The sequence below is a fragment of the Acetobacter estunensis genome (assembly GCF_019083805.1).
Lineage (GTDB): Bacteria > Pseudomonadota > Alphaproteobacteria > Acetobacterales > Acetobacteraceae > Acetobacter > Acetobacter estunensis_A.
Window position 1 is genome coordinate 1 of the sequence record NZ_JAHRDV010000003.1, and the last position, 13,937, is coordinate 13,937.

The following is a 13,937-nucleotide window of genomic DNA, read 5'->3' on the forward strand; positions in this document are numbered from 1 at the left end:
GGTCGCGGCGACCGGTGAGAATCTTGTGCGGGTAGGCCTGATGGCCCACGTCCCAGATCAGCTTGTCGTCAGGGGTGTCGAACACCGCGTGGATGGCGACCGTCAGTTCCACCACGCCCAGCGAGGCACCCAGATGACCGCCCGTCGTCGAGACCGTGTCCACCGTCTCCGACCGCAGCTCGTCCGCCACCTGCCTGAGCTGGTCAATCGACAGGTTCCTCAGATCAACAGGAAGGCCAACCCGGTCAAGCTCAGGAAAACGGCCGCGCGTGGGGCACGTCGCTGACGACTCGCTCATTTCTCTCAGCTCCTGCGCTCGACAACGTAACGCGCCAGATCGCGCAGCCGGTCAGCCCTGTTTCCAAAGACGTCCAGAACATCGCAGGCGCGTTGCGCCAGCTGGTTCGCCGCATCCCGGGCGCCGTCAATGCCAAGGAGCGCCACAAAGGTCGACTTCTCGGCCGCCAGATCTTTGCCGGCCGTCTTGCCCAACTCTTCTTCACTGGCCGTTGCATCCAGGACGTCATCGGCAATCTGGAACGCCGCGCCAATATCGCGGCCATATTCCACGATCCGACGGCGTTCATCCGCGCTCGCCTTACCCAGAATCGCTCCCGCTTCAGCGGAATAGCGGATCAGGCAACCCGTCTTGAGCGCGTGCAGATGACTCACTTCCTCAAGGGAAAGCGACCGTCCCTCGCCTTCCATGTCGATCATCTGTCCACCGACCATGCCAGCCGCACCGGAAGCGCGCGCCAATTCCAGCACAAGTTCCACACGCACGGCGGCGTCAGGATGGGTTGCGGTCTCCGCCAGCACTTCAAAGGCGCGGGTCTGGAGAGCGTCGCCCGCCAGAATGGCCGTCGCCTCATCGAACTTGCGATGCGTGGAAGGCTGGCCACGGCGCAGATCGTCATCGTCCATGGCAGGAAGATCATCATGCACAAGCGAATAGGCATGCAGCATCTCGACAGAAGCCGCAGCACGATAAGCGCGCTCTGCAGCCTGCGTATCGTCGCCACCAAACAGGTTTGCCACTTCCGCGACGAGATACCCACGCAGACGTTTGCCACCGCCAAGTGTCGCGTAACGCATGGCGTCGATCAAGCGTGCCTCAGGTCCGTCCACACGCGGAATCAGCCGCTCAAGCATACTCTCCACCGCGGCTGCCCGCGTTTTAAGAGAAGCACGCAGCGCGTCGGAGACGCTTTCGGACGAGGCGGGGCTTTGGCTTGCGCCGACGTTGGTCATGACGAACTTCAATCCACGTTCCTGGTCTCCAGCGTGCCGTCAGCCCGCCGGACAATGGCCTGCACGCGCTCTTCCGCTTCGCGCAGCTTGTTTTCGCAATGCGCGCGCAGGGCGGCACCACGTTCATACGATGCGATGGCCTCTTCGAGCTTGAGCTGGCCACCTTCAAGACCGCGAACGATCCGCTCGAGTTCGGTGAGGGCGTCCTCAAAGGACAGCGAAGCAATATCGCCTGTCATGTCAGAATGGCCTCCTCATCGCTCATCAAGCCGCTGCCCTTACCCCGCGTGTCCCATCCTGCCAAGTCCGCAAGACGCGCGAACACGCTCCGGAATTAGGAAAACCGCCAGTTTTCCGCCGTGCCGTGGCACGGCGGCATCAGCTCTCCACAGGGTCCGCCTTCTTGCGGATCACGAAAGACAGAACGTCACCTTCTTCCCCGAATGCGACAAGAGCATGACCGGTCTCCTTGCAGAACGAGCGAAAATCAGAAACCGACGCACGATCCGTCGCGAGCACCCGCAGGCTGTCTCCGGCCCCAAGCCCACGCAACGCACGGTTGGCCTTGAGCACCGGAAGAGGGCAGTTGAACCCCCGTACATCAAGCACTGTCTCGCTCACGTCGCTCTTTCCTTCCCGTGTTTACCTGCTTTCCACGACACCCTCTCATGCAACGGAAAATTCGTTAACATCTTGAGCGTTTCGTCCAGATGAGGTTGAGGTGTCCCTGCGTGACGACAGGGGATGCACCGCTAACATGAATATCATCCGTCTTGGAATTGACCTCGGCGCCACAAAGATCGAGATCGCCGCGCTGGATCACGCGGGCAATATCATCCTCCGCCGCCGCACACCCAACCCCGGCGCCTACGAGCCCATGATGGCCGCCATCCGTGATCTGGCTGATTCGGCCACAGTGGAACTCGGGCTGGATTCGACAGGTCCCCGCCTTCCGCTCGGAGTGGGTATTCCCGGTTCAATCAATGCCAGCGATGGACTGGTGAAGAATGCCAATGCCACATGGCTGAACGGCAAGCCCTTCGCCCGTGACCTTCCCGAAGTGACCAAGCGGCTCATCCGCATCGAAAACGACGCCAACTGCTTCGCGTTGTCGGAAGCCACCGATGGAGCCGCAGCCGGACGTCCGGTCGTGCTGGGCATCATCATCGGGTCCGGCATGGGCGGCGGGATCGTGGTCGATGGCCGCCTCGTCCCCGGCCCTAACCATCTTGCCGGTGAATGTGGGCATATTCCTCTGCCGTGGGTCCGTGCCGACGAATTCCCACTGCCGCGCTGTTTCTGCGGTAATGAAGGCTGCCTTGAGCGGTTCCTCTGCGGTCCAGCGCTGGCCGCATCATGGAAAGGCGAAGGTGAGCGCAATGCTCATGGCATAGAGGACGCTGCCGATAATGGTGACGTGCGGGCACAAAAGGCGCTCGACCGCTATGTCGATCACCTTGCCCGCGCCTGCGCCCTGTTCATCAACTTCCTCGACCCGGACGCCATCGTGTTCGGTGGCGGTGTTTCCAACCTCAAGAAAACGCTCGCTCGGGTACCGCCTCTGCTCTCACAGCACATCATCACGCCGGAATGCCGTACGGAACTTCTTGTGCACAAGCACGGGGACAGTTCAGGAGTCAGGGGAGCCGCATGGCTCTGGAACACTGCCGAGGAGATTCGCGGCTGACCGAAGCCACCCACCCTATTCTGTGCCGGGACTGCCCGGACCTGTTCTGGTCGGCTTCCCCAGTTCCACCCAGCCGCTGTCCTGTCTGCGGCTCCCGGCGGCTTGTTTTCCACCCTGACCTCACGCAGTTGACCATCGCTCACATGGACTGCGACGCTTTCTTCGCCAGCGTGGAGAAGCAACGCCGTCCCGAACTGACGGGAAAACCGCTTCTCGTGGGCGGTATCGGGGACCGGGGCGTCGTCAGTACAGCCTGTTACATCGCGCGTCTGAGCGGAGCGCGTTCGGCCATGCCCATGCGACAGGCCCGAGCCCTGTGTCCCGACGCCATCATCCTTCCCCCAGATATGGCGGCCTACCGCAGGGTGGCGGAGCGCATCCGCACCTTGATGCGCGATCTCACTCCACTGGTTGAAATCCGCTCGATCGACGAGGCACTGCTCGATCTCTCAGGCACACGCCAGCTTCATGGCGCACCCGCCTGCGTCGTACTCGCGCGACTCGCGCTCAAAGTTGAACGGGAACTGGGCGTGACCATTTCCATCGGGCTAGCGGCCAATCCTCTTATGGCCAAGCTGGCGGCCGGGCTGGATAAGCCGCGCGGGTTCGGCGTCATCGGACGGGAAGCGCGGGAATGGCTGGCCGACAAGCCCGTTCGCATTCTTCCCGGCATCGGCAAGGCACAGGAACAAAGCCTTCATCGTCTCGGCCTGATGCGGCTGGGCGCGATTGCCGCCCTGACACTGGATGAGGCCGTGCGCCGCCTTGGACCGCGTGGCCCCGAGTTACTCGCCCGCGCCCGCGGCGAAGACCGACACCGTGTCACGCCCCATCACCCCGTAAAATCCGTCAGTTCGGAAGTCACATTCGAGCGCGATATTCGCGATCCGGTCATTCTGGAGCGCGAACTGTGGAAACTGTGCGAGCAGTTGGCCATGCGCCTGCGCCGCAAGGAGGTCTCGGCCACCGGCGTCTCGCTCAAGCTGCGTACAGGAGATTTTCAGACACGCACCCGCGCGACACGGCTGCATTCGCCCACGGTGTTGCCCGATCGATTGTTTCAAGCCGGACGCGAAATGCTGCGCTCCGAAAGCGGCACACAGGCTTTCCGCCTGCTCGGCATCGGCTCAAACGGCGTAGCGCCACTGGACGCCGCCGATCCGCAGGATCTTGCCGATTCACGATCCGCCGATCGCGTCGCGATGCAGAAAGCCATCGATACGCTGCGTTCCCGCTTCGGGCGAGACGCCGTGAAACGCGGCCGTGCGCTGGACAGCTAATCTTTCAGACGTGAAAGCTCTGACCACAGCCGCACCGACCTTTCTCGTTCGGGTTCTCGAACACAAAGCCGGATTCCAGATCGCTTGTACGGTAATCTATCTGAGAGCCGATCAGAAAGAGGATCGCCTTACGGTCGATCAGAACGGTAACACCCTTGTCCGTCACACGCTCATCGCCCGCTTCCCCCGCTTCAGGCACGAACGCCATATCGTAGGCATGGCCGGAACACCCCTTGGTCGAGACGGAAATACGCAGAAGCTGGCCCGCGTTCGCGCCAGCATAAAGCGTGCGCAGACGGGACGCTGCAGCCTCCGAAAGTGTCATGACAGGCGGCAGTTCACGCACGGGACGCGGAGCGGTCTGTTCGGTAATTGGCTGCGTGGTCATTGTCCGTCCTTCCAGATCAGAACATGTTCAGAGCAAGACGGGCTTCATCGCTCATGCGGGACATATCCCACGGTGGATCCCACACCACATCGACATCCGCAGACGTGACACCGGGGATCTTCTCGACCGCGTCTTTCACTGCGGCGGGCAACTCCTGTGCGCTCGGACAGTTAGGAGCCGTCAGCGTCATTTCGACTTTCACCCGCCCATCGTCGTGCAACTCGATCGCATAGATCAGGCCGAGTTCGTAAATGTTCACCGGAATTTCAGGATCATGCACGGTCGAGATCGCCTCGATCACCGCATCCTCTGACGGGACGTCGGTTGTAGGCGCTACTTCTCCCTCGGGCGTCCAGTGCGCCACCTTCGGTGTTGCCGTATCCGCCGGTCCCGTTGCGACAGGCTCAGACGTCGTCTGAGTTTCTGCCGAAGTAGCCGCCTCAGTGTGAATGGTATCGGATTCCGTCATTGCGTGAGCGCCTCCCCCAGCGCCGTCCAGGGCAGTGTGGCACACCGCACGCGGGAACGGTGTGATTTCAGTGGCAGAAAGACCTCAAGAGCTGGCGGCAGAACCGCACTTTCACGGGCCTCTTCTTCCGTGGAGCCGTCTTCCAGCATATTGGAAAACCTTGCTGCCAGTTCAAGAGCCTTCGCAGATGATTGTCCGGCCACGGTCTGGGCCATCAGATCGGCCGAGGCCATACAGATGGCGCAGCCGCGTGTCTGATGCCGGATTTCGGCAATGCCCGCATCGGTCGCACGGAGCGAGAGCTTCACCCGGTCCCCGCACATCGGATTGCTCCCCTGTGCCGTTCCCGTGGAGTTTTCCGTCACGCCTGCGAACAAAGGCTTCCGTGCCCGCTGCACGATCTGCTCACCATAAAGATCCACCACATTCAGCATGGCAGCGCCTTACACGAAGAACGAGCGGATACGCGTGAGCGTCTGCGCCAGCACATCGATCTCCGCCTGAGTGGTGTAGACGCCGAAACTGGCGCGCGCCGTGGCTGTCAGCCCCAACCGACGCATCAGCGGCTCGGCACAGTGATGCCCTGCCCGAACCGCAATGCCATTGCGGTCAAGCAGCGTCGCAATGTCGTGGGGATGCACATCATCCATCGTGAACGACACCACTCCGCCCCGTTCCTTTGGACATCCGACAATGTTCAGGCCGGGCACGTCCGGCAAGACCTTCAGCGCGTGCGCCGTCAGCGCCGCTTCATGCGCGCCAATGGCCTCAAACCCGATGTCTTCCACCCAGTCGATGGCTGTACCCAACCCCACCGCTTCCACGATGGCCGGTGTGCCCGCCTCGAACTTTGCGGGAACCGGCGCCCACGTGGAGGCTTCGAACGTGACAGACGAAATCATGTCACCTCCACCGAGAAACGGCGGCATGGCGTCGAGCAGTTCGCGTCGCGCCCACAACACCCCGATACCCGTGGGCCCGTAGAGTTTGTGCCCCGTAAACGTGTAGAAATCCGCTCCGAGTTCCGCAACATTGACCTTGCGATGAACAACCGCCTGACTGCCATCGAGCAGGATTTTCGCGCCAGCGTCATGCGCCATCGCGACAAGCTGCTCCGCCGGCGTCACCGTGCCCAGCACGTTGGACATATGCGTGATGGCCACAAGCGCCACTTTGCCGTCCGACAGCAGACGACCATACGCTTCAAGATCCAGATCGCCCGCATCCGTGATCGGAGCCACACGCAGTTCGATACCCACCCGGTCACGCAGCATCTGCCACGGCACAAGATTGGCGTGATGCTCCATCTCAGAGATCAACACCGCCTGCCCCGGTTTCAGCAGAGAGCCAAACGAATACGCCACCAAATTGATGGCCTCGGTGCTGTTGCGCGTGAACACGATCTCGTCGCGGGAAGAGGCACCGAGAAACTCCCCCACTCGCGTGCGTGCGCCTTCATACGCCTCGGTCGCCCGCTCACTCATCCAGTGCAGACCACGATGAATGTTCGCATACTGCGTACGCATCATCGTGCTCATGGCGTCGACCACAACATCCGGCTTCTGCGCCGAAGCCGCGCTGTCGAGAAACACCAGCGGCTTGCCATGCACTTTCTCAGACAGGATCGGAAACTGCGTCCGCAGATACGACAGATCGGCGTGGGTCAGTATGTCGTGAGGAGCCATGTTCATGCTGCCTTTTCTCCAGCGCTGACACGCGCTTTCAGCGCCCGCTCCACCCTCTGCATCAGGAACGTCCGCACAGCCTCGTCCTGCACAAGTTCCACAGTTTCCGTGAGAAACGCCTCGACCAGCATACGACGCGCCTGATCGTCAGGAATCCCGCGAGCGCGCAGATAGAAAAGCTGGTCTTCATCCAGCGCACCGACCGTCGCGCCGTGACTGCACTTCACGTCGTCCGCGTAGATTTCCAGCTCTGGCTTGGCGTCGATCTCGGCATTGGGTGAAAGCAGAAGCGCCTGATTCATCTGATACCCGTCGGTCTTCTGCGCAATGCGCTCGACCAGCACCTTGCCCTGAAACACGGCGCGCGCATGATCCGTCAGCACATTGCGCACGGTCTGACGGGAGACCCCGTCCGGCGCACCGTGAAGAATAACGCTGGTGATATCTCCCACCTGCCGCGCGCCCAGAATCTGCGCGCCATTCACATGAACACTCGCGTGGCTGCCCCGCAGAGCCGCGTGAACCTCGTGCCGCGCCAGCAACGCGCCAAGACCCAGCGTGAAACTGTCATATGAACCGCGCGGTTCGACATCGGCGTAAACCGTCGCCAGATGCACGGCGTTCTCCGCCTCTTCCTGCACCTTCATGTGCGTCAGATGCGCATCTTCGGCCACGTCACAGCTCAGAACCGGGTTGTGAAAATACATGGCCGGACCAGCATTTTCCACGGACACAGCCAATTCGATCAGCGTCAACGAAGCACCTTCACCAAGTGCTACAGCATGGCGGGGATGGAACGAAGTATCCTCGTCGCCGGAGCCCGCCACGGAAATCAGCAGAAGAGCGCCCGCCTTCACGCCTGCGCCGACGGACAGACACACACCATCTTCCGCAAGAGCCGTGTTGAGCGCCACCATCGCCTCGCGGTCCGGTGCGGACTGCGTTCCGAAATCCTGCGTCGTGGCAAAGGATGTGCAGGACACACCGTCTGGAAGCTGCGTTGTGGAATGGACTGCGGAAAGGCGTCCGTTCACCAGCACAAGCCGCGGCAATTTTGCCAGCGCTTCAGTGTCGCCAAACAACGCAGCAAGTGCCGCAGTAACTTTTCCCTCATCCACCGTTCCCGGTGCAGCAAAAGCATGCCCGGAGAGCGCGCGCAGATTGGTGTAGTGCCACGCTTCCACCTTCTGCGTGGGCAGTCCCAGCCGTTCCAGTTCACCCACGGCGGCGGCACGAACATCATTCGTAATGCCCGTCAGACGCCCTTCAAACGGGGCAAGACCCCGCGAGATCGGTGTAATGGCGTTCATGCCGCCTCCTTGAGAAAAGCGGTGTAACCTTCCTCATTGATCTGCTTTGCCAGTTCCGGCCCACCACTGCGGATGATGCGTCCCTTTGCCATGACATGCACGCGGTCAGGACCGAGATAATCCAGCAGCTTCTGATGATGCGTAATCACCAGCGCAGAGAAATCCGGGGAGCGCAGGTTCTGCACACCTTCCGCCACGATCCTCAGCGCGTCCACGTCCAGTCCGCTGTCGGTTTCATCCAGAATGGCGAGTGTTGGCTTGAGCATGGTCATCTGAAGCACCTCGTTGCGCTTCTTCTCACCACCTGAGAATCCGACATTGACGTTGCGCTTGAGCATATCGTCCGACATGGAGAGATTCTTCGTGGCCGCACGCACAGCTTTGAGAAAGCCCACTGCATCCAGTTCCGCCTCACCGCGCGCGCGGCGCACGGCATTGACAGCGGTGCGCAGGAAATTCGCGTTGTTCACACCCGGAAGTTCCACCGGTGTCTGGAAAGCCAGAAACACGCCAGCCGCCGCCCGTTCTTCCGGCTCCATCTCCAAAAGATCATGCCCTTTGAAGAGAGCTTCCCCAGCAGTGACCTCGTAGTCCTCACGTCCTGCCAGCACATAGGACAGCGTGGACTTGCCGCAGCCATTCGGCCCCATGATGGCATGAACCTCACCCGGCGGGATCACCAGATCGACACCACGCAGGATTTCCTTCGGGCCACCCTCCGTCTCGATGCTGGCGTGCAGGCCGGAAATCTTCAGTAATTCACTCATGTCTTTCACTCCCTGACCGCACACTCAGCCAACACTGCCTTCAAGACTGATCTGGAGGAGCTTTTGCGCCTCCACGGCGAATTCCATCGGCAGTTCCTTCAGCACATCCTTGCAGAAGCCATTGACGATCAATCCCACCGCATCCTCTTCGGACAGCCCGCGCTGGCGGCAATAAAACATCTGGTCCTCGGAAATCTTCGAGGTCGTGGCTTCATGTTCCACACGCGCCGTCATGTTGCGGTTCTCAATGTAGGGCACCGTGTGCGCCCCGCACTGATCGCCGATAAGCAGACTGTCGCACTGCGTGAAATTCCGCGCGCCCGACGCCTTGGGCATGATCTTCACTTGCCCGCGATAGGTGCTGTCGGATTTTCCGGCGCTGATGGTCTTGGCAATGATCGTGGAGCGCGTGTTGCGTCCCAGATGGATCATCTTGGTGCCGGTATCGGCCTGCTGATGGTTGTTGGTCACAGCCACCGAGTAGAACTCGCCCACCGAACCTTCACCTTGCAGGATGCAGGACGGATACTTCCACGTCACCGCCGACCCGGTTTCCACCTGCGTCCATGAAATGCGCGAGCGCGCCCCACGACAGGCGCCACGCTTGGTGACGAAATTGTAGATACCACCGCGCCCGTTCTCATCGCCCGGATACCAGTTCTGAACCGTGCTGTATTTGATCTTGGCGTCTTCCATCGCCACCAGTTCAACCACGGCAGCATGAAGCTGGTTCTCGTCACGCATCGGAGCGGTGCAGCCCTCAAGGTAGGAGACGGAAGCACCGTCTTCCACCACGATCAGGGTGCGTTCGAACTGGCCCGTATTGCGGGCATTGATGCGGAAATAGGTGGACAGTTCCATCGGGCAGCGCACGCCCTTGGGCACGAACACGAACGATCCATCCGTAAAGACAGCCGAGTTCAGCGCCGCAAAGAAATTGTCCGCCACCGGTACCACGCTCCCGAGATACTGGCGCACGAGATCGGGATAATCGCGGATAGCTTCCGAGATCGGGCAGAAAATCACACCCGCTTCCGAGAGGGTTTTACGGAAAGTCGTGGCAACGGACACACTGTCGAACACCGCATCGACCGCAACGGGGAGACGGGCCTCCTCCCCTTCCGGAACCTCCACGCCGGCCAGCATCGCCTGCTCATGCAAGGGGATGCCAAGCTTCTCGTACGTGCGCAGCAGTTCCGGGTCCACCTCGTCGAGAGACTTCGGTCCCGCCTTCTTCTTCGGCGCGGCGTAATAATGCGCGTCCTGATAGTCGATGGGCGGATAGGACACGTGCGCCCAGGTCGGCTCCTTCATCTTCAGCCAGGAACGATAGGCCTCAAGGCGCCATTCGAGCATCCACTCGGGCTCTTCCTTGCGCGTCGAGATCAGACGGATGATGTCTTCGTTCAGACCTTTCGGCGCGAAGTCCATCTCGATGTCGGTCTCGAAGCCCCACTTGTAGGAGGACTGGCCGAGCTTTTCGACCTGCTCACGGGTTTCAGTAACGGCTGGCATGACCCATCATCCTCCCAACGCCCCGACCGTCTCGGTCGCTGTCTTCTTTTCTCGCACGACGGTCTCGTCCGGCAATGCCGACCCCACGCATGGCCGTCGTGCCGATGCGCTCATTTCCGCCATTCTAGCAATCGATATGTCCGCAAGAGCCGCTCGGATGGCCTCATTGACCACTTCCCAGCTCCCATAAAGCGCGCAGTCCGCTCCATTGTCGCAACCGGCCCCACCATTGACGCAAGCCGTCAGGGCAATCGGCCCATCCACAGCCGCAATCACCCGCGCAATGGAAATATCTCGCTGCGGCATAGCCAGCCGGTAACCACCACGCGCGCCGCGCTGGGACACCACCAGACCATCGGCCGCAAGTGTCTTGAGCACCTTCGCCACGGTCGGTTCCGGCACGCCTGTCCCCGCCGCAATAGCTGAGGACGTCACGACATCTTCGTGCCGCCCCAGTTCCACGAGGGTGAGGACGGCATAATCGGCCAGTTTCGATAGCCTGAGCATGGTTCCCATCCGGTGTGACGGTCCGTCGGACCTATTGTGGACCGTACAGGTCCTGTTTCAGAACACAGATGAGGCCGTGACCCCGCCGCGTCAAGCTCAAAGCTGCGCGAGGGGCGTGCGCGGGACGCATGCGGCGTCCCGTTCCCGTGGTGCAGCGTCAGCCGAACGCGCCAACCCCGTGGACGATGGCCACGCTGATTTCACGCATAATCTGGAACATCTCCCGCATGGGGCGGAAAATCTCTTCATGTTCCTGACGGTAGGAATTGTCCGCCTGCGGCCCGGCGGGCTCATGAAAATCCAGATCCGGCTTGCTTCCTGCCAGCGGAAAGACCGCGTCGAGTTCCCGCAGCACCGAGGGGATTTCCAGACACAGAATACGCTGCATCATCACTTCGCGGGTGAAGTTGCCGCGTGGCATGAAAAACGGAACACGGGTGGCCAGCAGCCAGATACGCTCGATCAGCGCGATACGAATGGCGTGCAACAATCTCTCGGGCTGGGCCATGGTGGGGGCATCCGGCCACGCCGCGCGCAAGGCCAGATGATCGGCCTGAATACGGCGGAACATGGACTGCGTGTCGGCCCAGAAATCCAGCTTTTCCAGATCGTGCATCACCGAGAGATAGCGCTCACGCTGGGAAGCTTTGGCTTCCACCGTCGCTCGGTCCAGCCAGTAACCGGGATCGAGCAGCCACACGACACTGCGCAGCACCTGATCGTTCGAGTGAGCCAGCGCATGCGCCGCGAAATCCAGAGCACGACGGAAACGGGGACTGTCGCCCAGAAAAGTCTCGAAGGTTTCGGGATGACGGCGCGCCGCCGACCCCAATCCCTGCACCGTATTCGCCAGCCAGCCGAGTTGCTGGAGAATGGCATTGTTGGGAATGGCACGAAGCTGTCCCGGATGCGTGATACGCGGCGTGACACCACGCCCCTCGCTCTGTCGCGCCGCCGGACGCGAACCCGTCTTGTCGATCAGCGATGGCCCGAACGCACCCAGCACATCGGCATATCCACGATCTGCCACCAATTCCGTCATGGCGTCGGCAATGGTGGAGAAGAAATCCGCCGAGAAATCCGGCTGGTCATAGACCGGGTCTCCCTGCCGCTGGGGAGGCGCGAACACATGCTCAGCAATCGTGACCACGCTGGCCGTCGCCAGTTCGGGCGTACCAAACAGCAGATAGCCGTCACCGCCCTGAAACGCGCTTTCCTCGCGCCATTTCACATTGCGTTCGGCAAAACGCGCCCGCACATGATCGGGCGAGAGATAGGCCAGACGGTCCGCCAGGCGGAAGGGATGACCGCCGCGCCCGACACTCTCGCCGTGCGTATCGAACAGGATGACCTCGATGTCCTCCAGATCCCACTTACGCAGAAGATCGAGGATTTTCAGCCGTAGCCGCTCGATCAGATATGTGGCCGCAAGCTGTCCGACATACCGGCCCGAGTCAGAATAACCGAACTGAAGACTCAACCGTCCCGTCGCGCGCAGATAGGCGCGCCAGTGCGGGGAACGGAGCGCTTCCTCAATGATCTGCGCGCCGCCCATCAACGCCTCGCGCGTCTCGAACAGCGGCGAGATTTCGATCTTTTCCGCGATCCCGAAATGCCGGGCCAGCCAGAGCGCCGACAGCAGCGTGTAACCGCTTTCCGTCTCCGCAATCAGGAAACGGATGGGTGTTGCGGAATCGATGTGCTTGACGATCTGCGCGATGGTCATCATCAGCCGCGCGGCCGAGGCCTGCTCGACCAGCAGCGCGCCAAAATCCACCGGCACAGCCTGCACTGTTTCCAGTGCTTCGTTGATACGTGCCAGCAGAGCGCGGCGATGCGCGGGGTCAGCCGGATCATCGGTCAGGCGCAGACGCTGACGGATGACATTATGGATCTGGGTGGCGTTCAGGCGCGTATGGCTGTGTGAGGCGGACATGCCATGCGCGAGGAAACCGGCACGGGCCACGGCCAAAGCCAACGCCGCCTGAGGTTCGGCGGTATCGATAGCGTCCTGAAGCGCATCCGCCAGCACCATCGGATCGGCAATGGCATCATTGGCATGCTCCACCAGCAGTTTGGCGAATTCCGCCGTCTCGACCTCATCGCCGCTCTTGGGACATGCCGCGATCTGAGCTTCCACCGTGTAGCAGGCACGGACCAGCCGTGACTGGAGAGTTGCCGCCTCCACTCCGCTGGCAGCGACCTGAGCGCGAAGTCGTTGAATCTGAAAAAGCTTCATGCGCAGACGCAGGCGCAGCGTGTCCCACCACCCAATATCGGTGCGCCCATCCGTGTCGTAGCCCACCCAACTGGTCATCACGACAGGACGCGGAACAAGGGTGGACCATGCTTCCGGCCACTTCTCCCGTGCATGTGTCAGCAGGCTTTCGGTCAGTTGATCGAGCGCATCGCGTCCCCGCAGAATGGCGGCGGACGCCAGCCCGAACTCCTCTTCCAACGTCGGCGGACCGTTGCGACGATGCGTTTCGAAATATGGCGCGTCCTCCAGCGGCTCGGGCGCAGAAGCGCTCGCCGCGAGCGCCGCATAGACCTCGTTGGAGAGGGCAAAAGTGGGGTGAGCTGTGAACACGGCGGCAAAACGGATGCGCTCCACCTGCTGCCGAAAGGCTGCCAGCGCTTCGGCTTCCGGCTTTCCCGCAGATGCTTCCGCCGTTTTCTCGATGACGAGACGCACCAATCCATCCAGACGACTTGCCGTGTCGGACACATTCGTCCCGCCGGGATAACGGTGCAGCCGCGTGGCCCGACGCAAAAAGGCATCGTCACGCAGGCGGCGGGTGACGGCCGCCAGATCGGCTATCGTGAGCGTCTGTTTTTCCAGCATGGCGGAGACCTGCCATGACATGGACAGTACATCGTTGCTGCTGACTTCCGCCGGTTTGATCTCTTCGACATCTCCGCCCGGCTGCGCCTGCGGGCAGCCCAGCGCCAGCACGGCGCGCGCGGCGGACGAAAGATTTTCGTCACGCGCAGAGGTGGAGGAAATGTCACGCTGAACCATGCAGACCGGCCTTCTCGTGCAACGGGGAAAGAATATCGCCATTAAAGACGATACGG

General features: G+C 61.4%; 15 protein-coding genes. 2 read left to right on the forward strand and 13 right to left on the reverse strand.

The window, feature by feature from the left end; all coding sequences use genetic code 11:
- The 4 genes from KUA11_RS04760 to KUA11_RS04775 form a co-directional block, all read right to left on the reverse strand.
- The coding region (locus KUA11_RS04760) for a 1-deoxy-D-xylulose-5-phosphate synthase N-terminal domain-containing protein (protein WP_302480869.1) at nucleotides 1-298 on the reverse strand (298 nt) is incomplete at its 3' end.
- A 5-nt stretch (nucleotides 299-303) separates the two neighbouring features.
- On the reverse strand, nucleotides 304-1,251 hold the full coding sequence (locus tag KUA11_RS04765) for a polyprenyl synthetase family protein (RefSeq protein ID WP_217409243.1): 948 nt from the start codon (nucleotides 1,249-1,251) through the stop codon (nucleotides 304-306).
- A gap of 8 nt (nucleotides 1,252-1,259) precedes the next feature.
- Nucleotides 1,260-1,490, reverse strand: coding sequence for an exodeoxyribonuclease VII small subunit (locus KUA11_RS04770; RefSeq protein ID WP_166313618.1), 231 nt, complete (start codon nucleotides 1,488-1,490; stop codon nucleotides 1,260-1,262).
- Between the two features lie 139 nt (nucleotides 1,491-1,629).
- The gene (locus KUA11_RS04775) at nucleotides 1,630-1,872 is read right to left on the reverse strand and encodes a sulfurtransferase TusA family protein (protein WP_217409244.1); all 243 of its coding nucleotides are present in this window, start codon (nucleotides 1,870-1,872) and stop codon (nucleotides 1,630-1,632) included.
- A 136-nt stretch (nucleotides 1,873-2,008) separates the two neighbouring features.
- On the opposite strand from KUA11_RS04775, the gene KUA11_RS04780 reads away from it, so the two are divergent.
- Both KUA11_RS04780 and KUA11_RS04785 read left to right on the forward strand, forming a co-directional pair.
- Entirely contained in the window at nucleotides 2,009-2,938 is a 930-nt protein-coding gene (locus tag KUA11_RS04780) for an ROK family protein (protein WP_217409245.1), read from the forward strand.
- A complete protein-coding gene (locus tag KUA11_RS04785; protein WP_217409246.1) occupies nucleotides 2,902-4,218 on the forward strand; it encodes a DNA polymerase IV in 1,317 nt (438 codons plus the stop codon). Before KUA11_RS04780 ends, KUA11_RS04785 begins: the two co-directional genes overlap by 37 nt.
- 4 nt (nucleotides 4,219-4,222) lie before the next feature.
- Here KUA11_RS04785 and KUA11_RS04790 read toward each other — a convergent pair whose 3' ends face one another.
- The 9 genes from KUA11_RS04790 to KUA11_RS04830 all read right to left on the reverse strand — a co-directional run bounded on the left by KUA11_RS04790 (nucleotide 4,223) and on the right by KUA11_RS04830 (nucleotide 13,881).
- Entirely contained in the window at nucleotides 4,223-4,606 is a 384-nt protein-coding gene (locus KUA11_RS04790; protein WP_254454686.1) for a HesB/IscA family protein, read from the reverse strand.
- Nucleotides 4,607-4,622: 16 nt separating this feature from the next.
- Complete coding sequence (locus tag KUA11_RS04795) at nucleotides 4,623-5,075, reverse strand: SUF system Fe-S cluster assembly protein (protein ID WP_194303218.1); 453 nt, start codon at nucleotides 5,073-5,075, stop codon at nucleotides 4,623-4,625.
- Entirely contained in the window at nucleotides 5,072-5,509 is a 438-nt protein-coding gene (gene sufU / locus KUA11_RS04800; RefSeq protein ID WP_217409247.1) for a Fe-S cluster assembly sulfur transfer protein SufU, read from the reverse strand. Before sufU ends, KUA11_RS04795 begins: the two co-directional genes overlap by 4 nt.
- Nucleotides 5,510-5,518: 9 nt before the next feature.
- Nucleotides 5,519-6,766, reverse strand: a complete 1,248-nt coding sequence (locus tag KUA11_RS04805; protein ID WP_217409248.1) for an aminotransferase class V-fold PLP-dependent enzyme — start codon at nucleotides 6,764-6,766, stop codon at nucleotides 5,519-5,521.
- Entirely contained in the window at nucleotides 6,763-8,070 is a 1,308-nt protein-coding gene (gene sufD / locus KUA11_RS04810; RefSeq protein WP_217409249.1) for a Fe-S cluster assembly protein SufD, read from the reverse strand. Before sufD ends, KUA11_RS04805 begins: the two co-directional genes overlap by 4 nt.
- On the reverse strand, nucleotides 8,067-8,837 hold the full coding sequence (gene sufC / locus KUA11_RS04815; protein ID WP_217409250.1) for a Fe-S cluster assembly ATPase SufC: 771 nt from the start codon (nucleotides 8,835-8,837) through the stop codon (nucleotides 8,067-8,069). Before sufC ends, sufD begins: the two co-directional genes overlap by 4 nt.
- 24 nt (nucleotides 8,838-8,861) lie before the next feature.
- Nucleotides 8,862-10,352, reverse strand: coding sequence for a Fe-S cluster assembly protein SufB (gene sufB / locus KUA11_RS04820; protein WP_166313600.1), 1,491 nt, complete (start codon nucleotides 10,350-10,352; stop codon nucleotides 8,862-8,864).
- Between the two features lie 6 nt (nucleotides 10,353-10,358).
- Nucleotides 10,359-10,859 carry an SUF system Fe-S cluster assembly regulator gene (locus tag KUA11_RS04825; protein ID WP_217409251.1) on the reverse strand — a complete coding sequence of 167 codons (501 nt, stop codon included), beginning with the start codon at nucleotides 10,857-10,859 and terminating at the stop codon, nucleotides 10,359-10,361.
- Between the two features lie 157 nt (nucleotides 10,860-11,016).
- Nucleotides 11,017-13,881, reverse strand: a complete 2,865-nt coding sequence (locus KUA11_RS04830; RefSeq protein WP_217409252.1) for a phosphoenolpyruvate carboxylase — start codon at nucleotides 13,879-13,881, stop codon at nucleotides 11,017-11,019.
- Between the last annotated feature and the right edge of the window lie 56 nt (nucleotides 13,882-13,937).